The sequence below is a fragment of the Cupriavidus sp. 05T41 genome, assembly GCF_056396525.1.
In genome coordinates this window covers 1-16322 of record NZ_JBFTLQ010000039.1, presented here as the reverse complement: position 1 = coordinate 16322, position 16322 = coordinate 1, and the positions used below count along the sequence as shown (strand labels likewise).

General features: G+C 68.5%; 13 protein-coding genes and 1 pseudogene. 5 read left to right on the top strand and 9 right to left on the bottom strand.

Annotated elements, in window-relative coordinates:
• Positions 1–17: 17 nt before the first annotated feature.
• The 7 genes from AC1DKV_RS22320 to def all read right to left on the bottom strand — a co-directional run bounded on the left by AC1DKV_RS22320 (position 18) and on the right by def (position 8432).
• Positions 18–2486 carry a sensor histidine kinase gene (locus tag AC1DKV_RS22320; RefSeq protein WP_441612841.1) on the bottom strand — a complete coding sequence of 823 codons (2469 nt, stop codon included), beginning with the start codon at positions 2484–2486 and terminating at the stop codon, positions 18–20.
• A complete protein-coding gene (locus AC1DKV_RS22315; RefSeq protein WP_441612840.1) occupies positions 2483–3346 on the bottom strand; it encodes a DUF4390 domain-containing protein in 864 nt (287 codons plus the stop codon). Before AC1DKV_RS22315 ends, AC1DKV_RS22320 begins: the two co-directional genes overlap by 4 nt.
• Positions 3347–3365: 19 nt before the next feature.
• Positions 3366–4727, bottom strand: coding sequence for a 16S rRNA (cytosine(967)-C(5))-methyltransferase RsmB (gene rsmB, locus AC1DKV_RS22310; RefSeq protein ID WP_441612839.1), 1362 nt, complete (start codon positions 4725–4727; stop codon positions 3366–3368).
• 242 nt (positions 4728–4969) lie between these two features.
• Positions 4970–5830 carry a zinc metalloprotease HtpX gene (gene htpX, locus AC1DKV_RS22305; protein WP_441612838.1) on the bottom strand — a complete coding sequence of 287 codons (861 nt, stop codon included), beginning with the start codon at positions 5828–5830 and terminating at the stop codon, positions 4970–4972.
• A 153-nt stretch (positions 5831–5983) separates the two neighbouring features.
• On the bottom strand, positions 5984–6625 hold the full coding sequence (locus AC1DKV_RS22300) for a LysE family translocator (protein ID WP_441612837.1): 642 nt from the start codon (positions 6623–6625) through the stop codon (positions 5984–5986).
• Between the two features lie 43 nt (positions 6626–6668).
• The gene (fmt, locus tag AC1DKV_RS22295; protein WP_441612836.1) at positions 6669–7688 is read right to left on the bottom strand and encodes a methionyl-tRNA formyltransferase; all 1020 of its coding nucleotides are present in this window, start codon (positions 7686–7688) and stop codon (positions 6669–6671) included.
• A gap of 237 nt (positions 7689–7925) precedes the next feature.
• Positions 7926–8432, bottom strand: a complete 507-nt coding sequence (gene def / locus AC1DKV_RS22290) for a peptide deformylase (protein WP_441612835.1) — start codon at positions 8430–8432, stop codon at positions 7926–7928.
• 162 nt (positions 8433–8594) lie between these two features.
• Between def and AC1DKV_RS22285 the strand changes: the two genes are divergently transcribed.
• The 4 genes from AC1DKV_RS22285 (at position 8595) to AC1DKV_RS22270 (ending at position 14289) form a co-directional block, all read left to right on the top strand.
• Positions 8595–9767 (top strand): LysM peptidoglycan-binding domain-containing protein, encoded by a 1173-nt coding sequence (locus AC1DKV_RS22285; RefSeq protein WP_441612834.1) that lies wholly within the window; start codon positions 8595–8597, stop codon positions 9765–9767.
• Positions 9768–9808: 41 nt separating this feature from the next.
• Positions 9809–10924 (top strand): DNA-processing protein DprA, encoded by a 1116-nt coding sequence (gene dprA / locus AC1DKV_RS22280; RefSeq protein WP_441649827.1) that lies wholly within the window; start codon positions 9809–9811, stop codon positions 10922–10924.
• A gap of 77 nt (positions 10925–11001) precedes the next feature.
• Positions 11002–11406 carry a thioredoxin family protein gene (locus AC1DKV_RS22275; protein WP_441612832.1) on the top strand — a complete coding sequence of 135 codons (405 nt, stop codon included), beginning with the start codon at positions 11002–11004 and terminating at the stop codon, positions 11404–11406.
• 183 nt (positions 11407–11589) lie between these two features.
• Entirely contained in the window at positions 11590–14289 is a 2700-nt protein-coding gene (locus AC1DKV_RS22270; RefSeq protein ID WP_441649826.1) for a DNA topoisomerase III, read from the top strand.
• 57 nt (positions 14290–14346) lie between these two features.
• On the opposite strand, the gene AC1DKV_RS22265 is transcribed toward AC1DKV_RS22270, so the two are convergent.
• The gene (locus AC1DKV_RS22265) at positions 14347–15252 is read right to left on the bottom strand and encodes a LysR family transcriptional regulator (protein ID WP_441649825.1); all 906 of its coding nucleotides are present in this window, start codon (positions 15250–15252) and stop codon (positions 14347–14349) included.
• A 194-nt stretch (positions 15253–15446) separates the two neighbouring features.
• On the opposite strand from AC1DKV_RS22265, the gene AC1DKV_RS22260 reads away from it, so the two are divergent.
• Entirely contained in the window at positions 15447–15752 is a 306-nt protein-coding gene (locus AC1DKV_RS22260; protein ID WP_441612829.1) for a hypothetical protein, read from the top strand.
• 382 nt (positions 15753–16134) lie between these two features.
• Here the strand turns inward: AC1DKV_RS22260 and AC1DKV_RS22255 are convergent.
• Positions 16135–16322 (bottom strand): annotated as a pseudogene (locus AC1DKV_RS22255) (hypothetical protein); the annotation flags it as partial.

The following is a 16322-nucleotide window of genomic DNA, read 5'->3' as shown; positions in this document are numbered from 1 at the left end:
GGGCCGCTACATTGTGACTATGCCAGTTTAACGAACAGGATGGAGATCTGCGCCCCGATGAGTTCGGTGCCCTCCATGCGATTGCGCAGTTCGATGCGGGCGCCGTGTTCGTCAATGATCTTCTTCACCATCGCGAGCCCCAGGCCGGTACCCTTGGCCTTGGTGGTCACGTAGGGTTCGAACGCGCGGCTGAGGATGCGCGGGGCGAAACCGGGACCGTTATCCGCAATGGTGAGCTTGACGGCCTGCCGGTCTTCGCCGGCAGAATCTTTGTATTCTACAGTCTCGGTGTGCAGAGCGATACGGGGCGCCGGACGGGCCGCCGCAACGTTGTCCGCCACCGCGTCCTGCGCATTCTGCAGCAGATTGTGAATCACCTGGCGCAACTGGGTCGGATCGCCCTTGATCTCGGGCAGGCCGGCCGCCAGCGCCGGATGAATCACGGCATGCTCGTGCACGCCGGCGTCGTCGATGCCGTACAGGTGCAGCACCTCGGCAACCAGGGCATTGATCTGCAGTGACTGCAACATCGCCGGCGGCGTGCGCGCGTAGTCGCGGAAGTCGTCGACCATGCGCTTCATGGCCGCCACCTGGTTGACGATGGTGGTGGCGCCACGCTTGAGCACGTCGGCATCGGGCCCCTCGAGCTTGGGCGAGAGCTTCATCTGCAGGCGCTCGGCCGAGAGCTGGATCGGGGTCAGCGGGTTCTTGATCTCGTGCGCGAGGCGCCGCGCCACTTCGCCCCACGCCACCGAGCGTTGAGCGGAAATCACATCGGAGATGTCGTCGAACACCACCACGTAGCCCGGCTCGTCGCGCTCGCCGACACTGCCACCCGGCAGCCGTGCTCCGCGCACCAGCAGCGTCAGCGCCTGTTCTTCGTCGCTCTGCGGCAGCTCGATCTGCTTTTGCCAGTGCTGCGAGCCGCCCAGCATCTCGCTGGTGCTCTGCTCGGAAAACGCTTGCCGCACGATGTCGCCGAACGCGCCGAGCACCGGGATGCCTTCGATGGGCTGGCCCAGCGCGCCGGCAAAGGGCTGGCGGAAGATGCGCTCGGCGCCGGGGTTGGCCGTGATCAGCACGAAGCGGCGGTCGAATACGAACACGCCGGCGGTCAGGTTCTGCAGCACGCTCTCCAGGTAGGCGGTGGATTTCTCCAGCGCGCTGCGGTTCTGTTCCACCGCGATGCGCGCCTCCGACAACTGGCGCGTCATCATGTTGAACTGCTGCGTGAGCATGCCGAGCTCGTCGCGGCTCTTGAGCTCGCGCTTGGGCGAGAGGTCGCCCTCGGCGACTTCCTTGGTCCCTTGCAGCAGCATCAGCAACGGCCGCGCCAGCTGGCCACCGAGCAGCAGCGCCAGCATCACGGCGATGAACACCGCGAGGAACAGCGTGAGCGTCAGCGTGCCGATATACATCTTGCGCAGGCCGGTGCGCCCGAGCGCCTTCTCCTGGTACTCCTGGTAGGCGCGCTGGACCTCGTCGGCATTGCGCGCCAGCGCCGTCGGCACGGGATGCACGACTTGCAGGTAGCGCTCTTCGCGCACGGTCTCGCCCATCAGGCCGAAGCCCGATGACGCGGCATCCTCGGGCCGGCGCTCCACCGACAGGCCGGAGCCGGCCCAGCGGCTGGCCAGGTTCAGCGGCGCCTTGGCGCCCGGCTGGCTGGCGGTGCCGGCGGGGCTCGCCGCGCTGGCCTGCGCCGTGGGCGCGGGGCCCAGCGGCACGATCACGCGCAGGCGGTAGAGGTGGCTGGCATCGGTGCGTTCGGGCGGGTGATGGCCATCGACGGCCGGGTCGGTGCCGCCTTCCACCGCGGCGTAGCCGCCGGCCAGGCGGGCCTGCTCTGCCAGCACGCCCGAGGGCAGGTCCGGCACCAGCGATGCATAGCTGCTCGAGGCCGTGGCGATCACGCGTCCGCTGCCGGTGAAGATCGCGGCTTCCTGCACGCCGTATTGCTCGCGCAACCGGTTGAGCTGCAGCGAGGTGGCCACGTTGGACGAACTGGTGAGCTGGTCGGCCATCAGCCGGGCCTTGCCCTGCAGGTCGGACAGCGCGCTGTCGATGGTGGAGCGGCCCAGGTTGAGGCCGGCCTCGAGCGCAGTCTCCACGCGCACGTCGAACCATGACTCGATGCTGCGCGAGACGAACTGCAGCGATACCAGGTAGATCAGCACGCCCGGCAGCACGCCCACCACGCCGAAGAACACGGCGAGCTTGGTCATCAGGCGCGTGCCGAACTTGCCGCGGCGATAGCGCAGCCACAAGGTCAGCGCCAGCGCACCGATGATCAGCACCAGCAGCACGCCGATCACCAGGTTGATCTTGAACAGCAGCGTGAAGTAGCGGTCGAAGAATTCCGTGTTGGCCGAGGCGCCGGCCAGCAGCGCCACCAGCACCAGCGCCAGGAAGACGATGATGCCCGCCACCACGCGATAGAGCACGCGCCGGAAGCGGCTGTCCCACAGGCTGTTGCTGGCGATCATGGCTGGCCCGGGGCCGGCTGCACCAGGGCGGTGGGCGACAGCGCCGTGGACACGGTCTGCGCGAACGGCACCGCGCGCGTTTCGCCGGCCACGGGCGCCGGAGCGGCCGATGCAGGGGCCGGCGCAGGTGGCGGCACTGGCACCACCGGCGGCGCGGGCGGCGGCGCCGGATACTCGGTAGGTACGGTGAAGCTGAAGCGGCGCCATTCCGAGGCGAGATTCCATTCGCGCGTGTTCACGGCGTTGATCTGGAATGGCTTGGGCAGCTGGGTCAGGTCCAGTCGCATGCGCGCCTCGGCCTGGTAGGTTTCGCCGGCCTTGACCATGCCGCGGTCGAATACGCGCCAGCCGCGCACGCGCTGGATGAACTGCAGCGCGCCCTTCAGGCGCGTGAACGGCAGTTGCAGCCCGCCGGTGGAGACGCGGTACTGGCGTGTGAGCGGATGGTAGGACAGCCGCACGCTGCGGCTGGCATTGACCGGCTTCTCGTCGAACCAGTACCAGCGCGGGCGCGTGAGCTGGAAATCGACCACGAAATAGAGCGAGATACCTTTGTTGAGCGCGTCCTCGAGCGGTGCCGGCAGGTCGAAATCGAAGCTTGCGGCGAGGTCGAAACCGCCATCCTGGTATTCGATGCGGGCCTCGTTGACTTCGATGACGTCGGCGCGCGCGCTACCCGGGAGCGCCGTCAGCGTCAGCAGCACGGTCAGCGCGACGGCTGCCGCGAACCACCACGATGCGAGCCAGGCGCGCGCGCCGCGCCTGCCGCGTGCACCATCCCGGCCACCGCCTGCCGCCACGCAACCGCACGCATTGTCGTCAGGGACGCGAAGGACGAACAAGCGCAGCGGGTTCGGCATTGGAATCGGTCGGGAGCGGTCAGGGTCGTTTCTGGAAGCGCGCGTAGAAGAAGCCGTCGTGATCGGAGGGCAGGCCTTCCTGGCTGGCACTCCCGCCGCCGGCCGCCTGGCCTCCATGGTCTCTACTGCCGGGCAGCATCTGGCCGGGCGCTTGCAATCGTATCGCATCTGGTAGCTGTGCACCAAACCAGCGCGCCTGCTCTTCCCCCTCCGTTGGGAAAATAGAACAGGTGACGTAGACCAGGATGCCGCCCGGCTTGAGCAGGTTCCACAGCTGGGAGACGATGCGCCGCTGCTCGGTCACCAGGCGCGCGATATCCACCTCGCGGCGCAGCCAGCGGATGTCCGGGTGGCGGCGCACGATGCCGGAGGCCGAGCATGGCACGTCGGCCAGGATGCGGTCGTAGGGCTGGCCATCCCACCAGTCCTGCGGGCGGCTCGCATCGCCCACCACCACCTTGGCCTGCTGGCCCAGGCGGGCCAGGTTCTCGTCGATGCGCGCGGCGCGCAGGGCATCGCTCTCGAGCGCGGTGACATCCACGCGGGCCAGCTCCAGGATGTGTCCGGTCTTGCCGCCGGGCGCGGCACAGGCATCGAGCACGCGCTGGCCGTCGGCCAGCTGGAGCAGCGGCGCGGCCAGCTGCGCGCCGGCGTCCTGCACCGAGACGTCGCCCTGGGCAAACCCGGGAATCTGCGACACCGGGAAGGCGCGCACCAGGCGTACCGCCTGCGTGCCGATGGCCGTGGCCGCCATGCCGGCATTGGCCACATGCGTGAGGTACTCAGGCACCGAGACGCGCGCGGTGTTGACGCGCAGGGTCATGGGCGGGCGCACATTGGCGCTTTCGGCAAGCGCCGTCCACTGCTCGGGATACGCCTCGCGCAGCATCTTCAGCCACCACGCAGGCAGGTTCCAGCGCGCCTCGTCGTCGCGGCGCACTTCGTCGAGCAGCGCGCGGCGCTCGCGCAGGAAACGGCGCAGCACGGCATTGACCAGCCCGCGCGCGTGCGCGGTCTTCGGTTCGGAGGCGGCCGCGCTGACGGCCTGGTCCACCACCGTGAACTCGGTGTAGCCGCCCTCGCCCTGCTCGTCTTCGACCAGCAGCGCCAGCGCCACCGCCAGCAACGAGTCCACCTGCGCGCCGGGCGGGCGCGTCACCAGCTTGGTGACCAGTGCGCGCGCCGTGCCGAACTGGCGCATGGTGCGGTAGGCCAGGTCCTGCAGCGCGCCGCGCGTGGCGGCATCGCGCACGCGGTCGAGGCGGAACTGCGCGGCGGCATTGTCGATGGCCAGCGGCAGCGCACTGCCTTCGTTGACGCCGCGTACGGCAGTCGCGGCAGCGAGCATCTGGAAGGCGAGGGATTCGTGTGGCAGGCGCATGACAGTGGGCAGCGAAGCGGTGAGGCAGTGATACGGAATGGCAAGGGACCCGGCCGCAAGCACTGGCGGCAAGACCCGACAGGCCGGACAGGCCCGGAACGGCCGGAAACGAACTGCCCGCCGTTTCCAGGGGAAGCACGGCGGGCAGTTTACCCTGTATGCGCCCCGGGCCGGCGTTTTTGCCGGCCTTCGGGGCGGCTCGGCGCGGGATCAGGCTCCGATCGGGCGCTGATCGGGCGCCATCACACCGGATAGGTGCCGGTTTGCGCCATCTGCATCAGGCGGGCGATCCGTTCCTCGGTGGCCGGGTGGGTCGAGAACAGGTTGGCGATGCCGCCACCGGAGAGCGGGTTCATGATCATCATCTGCGCGGTGGCGGGGTGTTGCTCCGCGGTCTGGAACGGAATGCCCTGGGCGTAGCGGTGGATCTTGTCCAGCGCCATCGCCAGCGCCTGCGGGTCGCCGCTGATGGTGGCGCCACCCCGGTCGGCCTCGAATTCGCGCGCGCGCGAGATGGCCATCTGGATCAGCGAGGCCGCCAGCGGCGCCAGGATCGCCACCGCGATGCTGGCGATGGGATTGCTACGGTTGCCGTTCTCGTCGCGCCCGCCGAAGAACATGGCGAAGTTCGCCAGCGCGGCGATGGCGCCGGCCATGGTGGCGGCAATGGTCGAAATCAGGATGTCGCGATGCTGCACATGGGCCAGCTCGTGCGCCATCACGCCGCGCAGCTCGCGCTCGGACAGCACGCGCAGGATGCCGGTGGTGGCCGCCACCGCGGCGTTCTCGGGGTTGCGGCCGGTGGCAAAGGCATTGGGCGCGTCCTCGTTGATCAGGTACACGCGCGGCATCGGCAATTGGGCGCGCTGCGCCAGCTCCTGCACCATGCCGTAGAACTGCGGTGCCGTGCTGGCATCGACCTCCTGCGCGTTATACATGCGCAGGACCATCTTGTCCGAGAACCAGTACGAGAAGAAATTCATGCCCAGCGCCATCACCAGCGCGAACATCATGCCGCTGCGGCCCCCGATCATGCCGCCGATGACGATGAACAGGGCCGTGATGGCCGCCATCAACATGAAGGTCTTGACCCAGTTGAACATTGCCTTGATCTCCGAAGAAGTCATTGCCGGCCGTGGTGCGCACGACCGGGCCGGCCAGTTCGCGCAAGCGCGGCGCGGTGATGTTTAGATGGGCGCCACAGGCGGAAATTCAACGGGTCGCTGCCTGAAAAACAGGCAGTGGCCCGGCCCTGGCTAGCGCTGCACCAGGGCCAGCCGGGCACCCAGGGCGATGAACGCCGCGCCGACAAAGCGATCCAGCCAGCACTTCAGGCGCGGCGCCTGCCCGACCTTGCGCGTCAGCGTGCCGGCCATCCAGGCCACCAGCCCGTTCCACAGCGTCGACATCAGCACCATCACCCCGCCCAGTGCCAGGAAGGCCGCGGCCTGGTGTCCCGCCTGCGGATCGACGAACTGCGGGAAGAAGGACACGAAGAACAGGATCACCTTCGGATTCAGCACATTGGTGAGGAAACCCTGCATGAACAGCGAGCGCAAGCCGCGCGAGCCCGGCGGCACGGTGGCGGCCGCCTCGGCGCGGCCTGGCGCCTGCCGTTGCCAGATCAGGCGCAGGCCCAGCCACACCAGGTAGGCGGCGCCGGCGAACTTGATGACGGTAAAGGCCGTGGCCGAGGCCGCCAGCAGCGCGGTCAGGCCAAAGGCGATGGCCACCGAGTGCACGCAGCAGCCGGCGCTGACGCCAAGTGCCGAAACCACGCCGGCCGCCCTGCCTTGCGCGACGCTGCGGCCGACGATATACGCCGTATCCGGGCCCGGCGTCACATTGAGCAGGAATACGGCGCCGACGAACAAGGGGAAGTCAGTAATGCCTAGCATCGGGGGCTCCTGGCGGCGAAAGCGGGTCGGGGTGCCTGGCGGACTATGCCGCGCCTTCGGGCAAGGCGCAGCGCGTGCCCGGCGGCAGCGGCATGCCTTGCAGGAACTGCTGCGCCGGCAGGCGGCGCCCGCCCGGCTTCTGCAGCTCGGTCACGCGCAGCGCGCCGTCGCCGCAGGCGATCACCACGCCGCCGGCGTCGGCCGCCAGCACCGTGCCCGGCGCCTCGCCCGCGCCCGCCGCGGGCAGCGCATCGGCCTGCCAGCACTTGATGACGGTCTGGCCGACCTGCAGCGTGGCGCCCGGGAACGGGTTGAAGGCGCGCACCTGCGCGGCCAGCGCCGTGGCGGGGCGGCGCAGGTCCAGCGGGGCTTCGTCCTTGCCGATCTTCTCGGCGTAGGTGACGCCCTCGGCGGGCTGCGGCGTGGCCGGCAGGCGCTCGCCGGCGGCCAGGCGGCGCAGCGCCTCCACCACCATGCGGCCGCCCAGCGCGGCCAGGGTGTCGTGCAGCGCGGCGGTGGTGTCGTGCGCAGAGATGGGCACGGCCTCCAGCGTCAGCATGTCGCCGGTGTCCAGGCCTTCGTCCATCTGCATGAGCGTGATGCCGGTCTGCGTGTCGCCGGCCTCGATGGCGCGGTGGATCGGCGCGGCGCCGCGCCAGCGCGGCAGCAGCGAGCCATGGATATTGAGGCAGCCCAGGCGCGGCAGCGCCAGCACCTCGGCCGGCAGGATCAGGCCGTAGGCGGCCACCACCATCACGTCCGGCGCGATCTGCGCCAGCGCATCGACGGCGGCGCCGGCTTCCTCGGGATACTTGCCGTGGCGACGCAGGGAACGCGGCTGCAGCACCGGCGCCAGGCCATGCTCCAGCGCGTACTGCTTGACCGGGCTGGCCTGCAACTGCAGGCCGCGCCCGGCGGGGCGGTCCGGCTGGCTGAGCACCGCCACCACCGGAAAGCCGGCCTCGTGGATGGCGGCCAGCGCCACCCGGGCGAATTCGGGCGTGCCGGCGAAGGCGACGCGCAGCGGCGCGGGCTGGCTGGCTGGTTGGGACACGTCTGACATGGAGCGCTCCGGCGTAAAGCGGCACCGGCCGCATCAGCGGCCGGCGAGGGAATCATCGGGAAGGCAATACGATAGCAGAGCGCGCCGGAGCGGCGAAGCCGCCGGCTGTTCTTGCGAGATTGCTTCGGCATTCAGGGCGAAGCGCAGCGGTTCTGGCCTGGCGCGTGGCCGCAGGCAGCACAAGCGGTACGACAAGGCCGCGCAATGGCGCCAGCACCGTTGCGCAGCCGCCCGGGCCTACATGCGGCTGCGTTCGCGCTTGTGCAGCTTGGACTTGATGCGCTGGACCTTCAGCGGCGACAGGTATTCCACGAAGACCTTGCCCTTGAGGTGGTCCATCTCGTGCTGGATGCACACGGCCAGCAGGTCGTCCGCGTCCAGCTCGAAGGTCTCGCCCTTCTCGTTCAGGGCGCGCACGCGCACGCGGTCCGGGCGTTCCACGCGGTCATAGACCTCGGGCACCGACAGGCAGCCTTCTTCCCACACCTTGCGGTTATCGCTGGCCCAGGTGATTTCCGGGTTGATGAAGACGCGCAGTTCGTCGCGGCTTTCGGAGATGTCGATCACCACCACCTGCTCGTGCACGTTCACCTGTGTCGCGGCCAGGCCGATGCCCGGCGCCTCGTACATGGTCTCGGCCATGTCATTTACCAGCTGGCGGATGCGGTCGTCCACCGCGGCAACCGGTTTTGCCACGATATGCAGGCGGGGATCGGGGTAGGTCAGGATATCGAGTTTGGCCATGATGCTGGGGCGCAACGCCCCCACTGCTCACACATGTGGCCCGCGTTGCGGCAACGGGTGTTTACATGCAGAATCGGGGCGCAAGTACAAAAATTCAAGGCGCGTCGCAGCAGGCGCGCTCTCCAGGGTCAATCCGGCTGTTCTGCCAGCCGGTTCGAGAAAATGCGCGATCTTACCAAAGAACACCAGGCGGCGCCGGGCCGCAGGACGTACGCGTTTGCCTGTTCAATGCTGTGTGCGGCTGGCATCACTGTCGCTACGGGGGCGATGGTCCAGGCTGCCGAACTGGTCGTCACCCCTGCCCAGCAGGCGCGGGCGTCGACCACGGCGCAGCAAGGCATACCCGCCGCCGACCTGGCCGCGAACGCGCCCACCCAATATGTGGTGCGCGGCGGCGATACGCTGTGGGGCATCTCCGGGCGCTTCCTGCGCCAGCCCTGGCGCTGGCCCGAACTGTGGGGCATGAACCGGCAGCAGATCCGCAACCCGCACCTCATCTATCCGGGCCAGGTCCTGTACCTGATCCAGCGTGACGGCCGGGCCTGGCTCTCGACCACGCCCGCGGCGGGCGACACGGTGCGCCTCACTCCGGCCGTGCGTTCCGAGGGCGGCCCCGACGGCGCCATTGCCAGCATCCCCGCCAAGGACATCGAGCCCTTCCTGATCCGCCCGCAGGTGGTCGACGAGGGCACGCTGCAGACGTCCGCGCGCATCATCGGCCTGCCCGAGTCGCGCGTGTACCTCGGCATGGGCGACACCGCCTACGCGCGCGGCATCTCCCCGCCCGAGGCCGTGGTCGGCAGCGACTGGCAGGCGTTCAAGCCGGTCAGGCCGATCAAGGATCCCGTCACCGGCCAAGTGCTGGCTTTCGAGGCAGAGTACCAGGGCAACGTGCGCATCTCGCGCCCGCCGGAAGGCTTCGAGGCCGTCACCACGCTCAAGGTCACCCAGGCCCAGCAGGAAATGGGCACGGGCACGCTATTGATGCCGCAACCCGCTCGCGAGGCCGTGCGCTATATCCCGCACGCACCGGATGCCCTGCTCGACGGCCGCATCGCGGCGGTCTACGGCGGCGTGCAGTTTGGCGGCGCCAAGCAGGTGGTGGTGCTCAACCTGGGCACCGCGGCCGGGCTCGAACCCGGCCATGTGGTGGCGCTGTCGCGCGCGGGCCTGGTGGTGCGCGACCGCACCGATGGCAACCGCCCGGTCCAGTTGCCCGATGAGCGCTACGGCCTGGCCTTCGTGTTCCGGGTCTTCCCTGGCGTTGCGTACGCCCTGGTCACCGACGCCTCGAATGCGATCGAGGTGGGCGACCACGTCACATCGCCGCGTTGAGCGCATGGCCAGCAGCCGGCCCGGGCGCGGCGCCGGCCGCCGTGCCTGACGCCGTGCCTGGCGCCGTGCCAGACGCCGCCGAGATCGCGGCCTGGCTGCGGCTGACCCAGGCGCCGGGTCTTGGCAAGGCCGGGGTGCGGCAGCTGCTGGCGGCCTTCGGGCTGCCGCAGCAGCTGTTCGCGCTGGACTTCGCCACCCTGTCCCGGGTCATACCCGCCAGGCAGGCCCGCGCCCTGCTGGCGGACCCCGACGCGGCCACGCTGGCGCTGATCGAGCGCACCGTGGCCTGGGCCGGCGAACCCGGCAACCATCTGCTGACTCTGGCCGATGCGGCCTACCCGCGCGCCTTGCTGGATCTGTCCGATCCGCCCCCCATGCTCTACGTGAAAGGCCGGCCCGAGGCGCTGGCCGGCCCGGCCGTGGCCATGGTGGGCGCGCGCAATGCCACCGTGCAGGGCGTGGAGGATGCGCGGCGCTTTGCCACCGTGCTGTCCCGGGCCGGGCTGACCGTGGTCTCGGGCATGGCGCTGGGCATCGATGGCGCCGCCCATGACGGCGCGCTCGCCGGCCCCGGCGGCACCGTGGCGGTGATCGGCACCGGCGCCGACCTGGTCTACCCGGCGCGCCACCGCGAGTTGGCCCACCGCATCGCAGCCGAAGGTGCGATCGTCAGCGAGTTTGCGCTTGGCGCGCCGGGACGCAGCCAGCATTTTCCCCAGCGCAACCGCATCATCGCTGCGCTGGCGCGTGGCGTGCTGGTGGTGGAGGCGGCGGCGCGCTCGGGCTCGCTGATCACGGCACGGCTTGCCGCCGAGCTCGGGCGCGAGGTCTACGCCATGCCCGGCTCGATCCACGCCCCCTTGTCCAAGGGTTGCCACCTGCTGATCCGGCAGGGAGCCAAGCTGGTCGAGACTGCGCAGGACGTGCTGGAGGAGCTCGGCATGGAAGCCGGCGGCGTGCCGCGCGTGGCGCCAGCGCAGGTGCCGCGGCTGGACGACCTGCTGGGTCAGGCGCTCACCCACGATCCGGTCACGCTGGACGCGCTGTGCGCGCGCTGCGCCCTGCCGCCCGAGCAGCTGGCGGCCACCCTGCTGGCGCTGGAGCTGGAGGGCGCGGTGGAGCGCCTGCCCGGCAACGTTTACCGGCGCATCGGGTGAGCGCGCCGAACGGTTTTCCCGCCGCCCGCTACAATCAAACGATTCCCGTGCCTGAAAAGGCTCATGTTTATTCCGCCATGACCGTTTACTTTCCGGAGCACAATGCGGGCGAGATCGCCCAGGCGCTGGCAGCGCGTCCGCAAGGCCGCCTGGTGGCCTGCCTGTGCGCCGAGTGGTGTGGCACCTGCAAGGACTACCTGGAGGCGCTGCGGCGGCTGGCGGCGCGTTTCCCGCAAGACTGCTTTGTCTGGATCGATATCGAGACCCACGCCGACCGGCTTGGCGACCTCGACATCGAGAATTTCCCGACCGTGCTGGTACAGCCTGCGGCCGGTGGCGCGCCGCAGTTCTACGGCACGTTGCTGCCGCATATCGAAGTGCTCGAACGCATGCTGGCGCGCGGCGCCGCCATGCGGCTTGCAGCCGGCACGGAGCTCCCGGAGGTGCTCGAGTGGCTGCAGGCCGGAGACAGCAACGCCTAGCCGGCGGGGCGGGCCGGATGGCACCGCCCGGGGGCAGCGACGCACGGGCCAGCTTGCACCGCCGTCGAAACCGCGCTTATTATTGGCGCCTCAAAGCCCAGGCTCGCTGTTTACATATAGTGCATAGCCTTCAGTGGCAATAATTCGCAGGCCGCCAGTGAGCGGCCAGCAAGGACCCGATCCATGTCAAAAGCCCTCATCATCGCGGAAAAGCCATCGGTTGCGGCCGATATCGCCCGTGCCCTCGGGGGCTTTACCAAGCATGACGAATACTTCGAAAGCGACGAATACGTCCTTTCGTCGGCCGTCGGCCACCTGGTTGAGATTGCCGCCCCGGACGAATACGAGGTCAAGCGGGGCAAGTGGAGCTTCGCCAACCTGCCGGTGATCCCGCCCCACTTCGACCTGCGCCCGATCGCCAAGACCGAGTCGCGCCTCAAGGTGCTGAACCGCCTCATCAAGCGCAAGGACGTCACCGGGCTGGTGAACGCCTGCGACGCGGGGCGCGAGGGCGAACTGATCTTCCGCCTGATCCAGCAGCAGGCCAAGGCCCGCCAGCCGGTGCAGCGCCTGTGGCTGCAGTCGATGACGCCGCAGGCCATCCGCGACGGTTTCGCCCGCCTGCGCGACGACGCCGACATGCTGCCGCTGGCCGATGCCGCGCGCTGCCGCTCCGAGGCCGACTGGCTGGTGGGCATCAACGGCACGCGCGCCATGACGGCCTTCAACAGCAAGGGCGGCGGCTTCTTCCTGACCACCGTGGGCCGGGTGCAGACCCCGACGCTGTCGATCGTGGTGGAGCGCGAGGAGAAGATCAAGAAGTTCGTCCCGCGCGACTACTGGGAAGTGCGCGCCGAGTTCATCGCCGCCGCGGGCCTGTATGAAGGCCGCTGGTTCGATCCCAAGTTCAAGAAGAACGAGTTCGATCCCGAGGCGCGCGAATCGCGCCTGTGGAGCGAGGCCGAGGCCAAGAGCATCGTGGTGGCCTGCCGCGACAAGACCGGCACCGTCACCGAGGAATCCAAGCCCTCCACGCAGCAGTCGCCGGCCCTGTTCGACCTGACCACGCTGCAGCGCGAGGCCAACTCCCGCTTTGGCTTCTCGGCCAAGAACACGCTCGGCCTGGCGCAGGCGCTGTACGAAAAGCACAAGGTGCTGACCTACCCGCGTACCGACGCGCGCGCGCTGCCCGAGGACTACCTGGACACGGTCAAGCAGACCATGGACATGCTGGCCGACAGCTCGCCGAACTACCTGCCGCATGCCAAGAAGGTGCTGGCCAGCGGCTGGATCAAGCCGAACAAGAAGATCTTCGACAACAGCAAGATCAGCGACCACTTCGCCATCATCCCGACGCTGCAGGCGCCGAAGAACCTGTCGGAGCCGGAGCAGAAGCTGTACGACCTGGTGGTGCGCCGCTTCCTGGCAGTGTTCTTCCCGGCGGCCGAGTTCCTGGTCACCACGCGCGTCACCGAGGTGGCGGGCCATCATTTCAAGACCGAGGGCAAGGTGCTGGTCAACCCGGGCTGGCTCGTGGTCTACGGCCGCGAGTCCCAGGGCGACGAGTCCAACCTGGTGGCGGTGGCCAAGGACGAGCGGGTCAAGGTCGACAAGGTCGATTCGGTCGGCCTGACCACCAAGCCGCCCGCCCGCTATAACGAAGCCACGCTGCTGTCCGCCATGGAAGGCGCTGGCAAGCTGGTGGACGACGACGCGCTGCGCGAGGCCATGGCCGGCAAGGGCCTGGGTACGCCAGCCACGCGCGCGGCCATCATCGAAGGCCTGCTCGCCGAGAAATACCTGGTGCGCGAAGGCCGCGAACTGATTCCCACCGCCAAGGCCTTCCAGCTGATGACGCTACTGCGCGGCCTGGGCGTGCTGGAGCTGACCCAGGCCGAGCTGACCGGCGAATGGGAGCACAAGCTGTCGCAGATCGAACGCGGCGGCCTGAAGCGCGACGAGTTCATGCGCGAGATCGCGCAGATGACGCAGCAGATCGTCAAGCGTGCCAAGGAATACGACAGCGACACCATCCCGGGCGACTACGCCACGCTGGCCACGCCGTGCCCGCAGTGCGGCAGCCAGGTCAAGGAGAACTACCGCCGCTTTGCCTGCACGGCTTGCGAGTTCTCCATCAGCAAGATCCCGGGCGGGCGCCAGTTCGAGATCGACGAGGTGGAAGAACTGCTGCTGAAGAAGGAAATCGGTCCGCTGCAAGGCTTCCGCAGCAAGATGGGCCGGCCCTTCGCCGCCATTCTGAAGCTGGGCCGCGACGACGAAGGCCATTACAAGATGGAATTCGACTTCGGCCAGAACGACGACGACAACGACGGCGAGCCGGTGGATTTCACCGGCCAGGAATCGGTCGGCGCCTGTCCCAAGTGCGCCGGCGCTGTGTACGAGCACGGCATGAAGTACGTGTGCGAGAACGCCGTGGCCAGCCCGAAGACCTGCGATTTCACCACCGGCAAGATCATCCTGCAGCAGGAGATCTCGCGCGAGCAGATCGGCAAGCTGCTGGGCGCGGGCCGCACCGACCTGCTGACCGGCTTCAAGTCCTCGCGCACCGGGCGCAACTTCAAGGCCTACCTGGCCAAGCAGCCGGACGGCAAGATCGGCTTCGAGTTCGAGGCACGCGAACCCAAGGCGGGCGCGAAGGGCGCGGCGGCGAAGACGGCTGCCGCCAAGAGCGGCGGCGACGAAGCACAGGCCGAGGAAAAGGCCGGCAAGGCGCCGGCCAAGGCCGCCACCAAGACGGCGGCCAAGGCACCGGCAAAGAAGGCGCCCGCGGCCAAGAAGGCCGCTGCCAAGGCGCCAGCTGCCAAGCGCGCCACCGGCAAGTCGCGCACCGGCGACGAAGCCACGGCCGACGCCGAGGAGTAAGTCCGCGGCGCGGGCGGTGCCAATGTGGCGCCGCCCGCGCCAACCGCACCGGGCTGGCTAGACCTGGTGCTTGCTGCGCTCCATGCCATCCGCCAGCAGAAAATCGATAAAAGCGCGCACCTTGGTCGGCAGGAACTTGCGGCTGGGGTAGACCACGCTGACGTCGCGCCGTGGCAACTGGTACTGCGGCAGGATGTGCGTCAGCCTTCCGGACTCGATATTGGGCCGCGCCAGGTAGGACGACAGCATGGCCACGCCCATGTCGGCCAGGGCCGCCTGGTGCGCCAGTTCCGCATTGCTGCACAGCAGGCTGGGCCGGATCGGCACCGTCACTTCGCCCTCGGGCCCCGACAGCGTCCACTCATGCTCCGCCGTGGGCAGGCGCATCGCAATGCAGCGGTGATGGCTGAGTTCGTGCGCGTGGCGCAGCGGCGCGTGCTGGCGCAGGTAGCCCGGCGAGGCGCACAGGATGATCTCGGCGGAAATCAGGGGACGCGCCACCAGGTGCGAGCCTAGCCCCAGGTCCGACAGCACCACGCCTACGTCGCGGCCTTCTTCCACGATATCGACAATGCGGTCGGACAACTGCACGTCGAACACCACATCCGGGTACATGGCCTGGAAACGGGCCAGCGCTTCCGGCAGCAGGTGCAGGCCGAACATCACCGGGGCCACCAGCCGCAGCGTGCCTGACAGCGACTGGCTGCGCGCCGTTACCACCGATTCGGCCTCTTCCACGTCCTCCAGGATCTGCTGGCAACGCTGCAGATAGGTCTCTCCGGCGTCCGTGAGCGACAAGCTACGGGTCGTGCGGTTGAGCAGCCGGGTGCCCAGATGGCTCTCCAGGTCGGCCACGTAGCGCGTCACCACGGCATTGGACATTTCCAGTTGCTGCGCTGCACGTGCAAAGCTGCCCAGCTCCACTACTTTGGAAAAGACGCGCATCGATTGCAGCCGGTCCATGACATAGTCTCCAGTCTTGCTCGTGAACTCTTACGGATTGTGGGCTATTTATTGCGAAAACTAGAACTAATCATTGTCCGCAACAATATTTATTCATATGAGGGAAATGCCTAATATCGAGCCATCGGATGCCGCATTGCAGCGAAGCTGCTGAAAAAAAGAGCCGGTGTCCTCGCCAGTGGAAAGGAACCATCATGAAGACCCAACGTTTTGCCCTGATCGCCGCTGCCGCCACGCTCGCCGCCACCCTGTCGGCCGCGCCCGCGTTTGCCAAGAGCGGCAAGTTCGATGTGTTCGCCGATGGCGCCCGCATCACCCAGACTTCGGTGTACAGCAACGGTGGCAAGACCGGCAAGTTCGACAGCTTCACCGATGGCGCCCGCGCCGGTAAGTTCGACCCGTTCACCGACGGTGCCAAGGTCGGCAAGTTCGACCCGTACACCGACGGCGCCAAGGGCGGCAAGTTCGACGTCTTCACCGACGGCGCCGCTGCCCTGTAAGGCAGCCTGCCCGTTGGCCGGGGCCGCCCGTGGCGGCCCCGCCCCATTCGGCTGATCTCCACAGGCCGGTGGGGAGGGAGCGCAAGCGCTCTCCCCGCATCTAACGGAGAACACGCCCGTACCGCGCCGGTACGGGCGTGTTTGTTTTTGGGCTCCACACCGGGGCTCCACCCCGGGGCTCCGCATTGAGGGTCCGCAAAACCGGTTCCGCAAACCCGGTCCCGCATCGCGCCGGCGAAGCGGCATGAACGTGATCCATGATACCCCCGGCATGGCCCGCATTCGTGCACCGCTTCCCCGTGCCTGGTCGAGCGCCCACCCGGGCCAATGAAAAACGGGCCCCTCGGGGCCCGTTTTGCTGCTGATCGTCCGATCCTGCCGATCAGTCGTCGTGGTGGTGATGCTTGTGCTTGCGCTTGTAGCCGCCACGATAGCCGCCACGATAGCCGCGGCCGCGGTCATCGTCGTAGGAATTGCTGCGCGACACATTGCCGCCCAGCGCCGCGCCCGCGCCGCCGCCCACGGCCGCGCCCAGCAGGCCGCCGGTGCGCCCGCCCATGGCATTGCCGG

Bases quoted from the DNA above. Each gene is read 5' to 3' on its own strand.
- AC1DKV_RS22260 (WP_441612829.1), top strand. From the start codon at position 15,447: ATGAAGACCCAACGTTTTGCCCTGATCGCCGCTGCCGCCACGCTCGCC.
- AC1DKV_RS22320 (WP_441612841.1), bottom strand. From the start codon at position 2,486: ATGATCGCCAGCAACAGCCTGTGGGACAGCCGCTTCCGGCGCGTGCTC.
- AC1DKV_RS22285 (WP_441612834.1), top strand. From the start codon at position 8,595: ATGCGCGATCTTACCAAAGAACACCAGGCGGCGCCGGGCCGCAGGACG.
- def (WP_441612835.1), bottom strand. From the start codon at position 8,432: ATGGCCAAACTCGATATCCTGACCTACCCCGATCCCCGCCTGCATATC.
- AC1DKV_RS22265 (WP_441649825.1), bottom strand. From the start codon at position 15,252: ATGGACCGGCTGCAATCGATGCGCGTCTTTTCCAAAGTAGTGGAGCTG.
- fmt (WP_441612836.1), bottom strand. From the start codon at position 7,688: ATGTCAGACGTGTCCCAACCAGCCAGCCAGCCCGCGCCGCTGCGCGTC.
- AC1DKV_RS22275 (WP_441612832.1), top strand. From the start codon at position 11,002: ATGACCGTTTACTTTCCGGAGCACAATGCGGGCGAGATCGCCCAGGCG.
- rsmB (WP_441612839.1), bottom strand. From the start codon at position 4,727: ATGCGCCTGCCACACGAATCCCTCGCCTTCCAGATGCTCGCTGCCGCG.
- AC1DKV_RS22270 (WP_441649826.1), top strand. From the start codon at position 11,590: ATGTCAAAAGCCCTCATCATCGCGGAAAAGCCATCGGTTGCGGCCGAT.
- AC1DKV_RS22315 (WP_441612840.1), bottom strand. From the start codon at position 3,346: ATGCCGAACCCGCTGCGCTTGTTCGTCCTTCGCGTCCCTGACGACAAT.
- AC1DKV_RS22300 (WP_441612837.1), bottom strand. From the start codon at position 6,625: ATGCTAGGCATTACTGACTTCCCCTTGTTCGTCGGCGCCGTATTCCTG.
- htpX (WP_441612838.1), bottom strand. From the start codon at position 5,830: ATGTTCAACTGGGTCAAGACCTTCATGTTGATGGCGGCCATCACGGCC.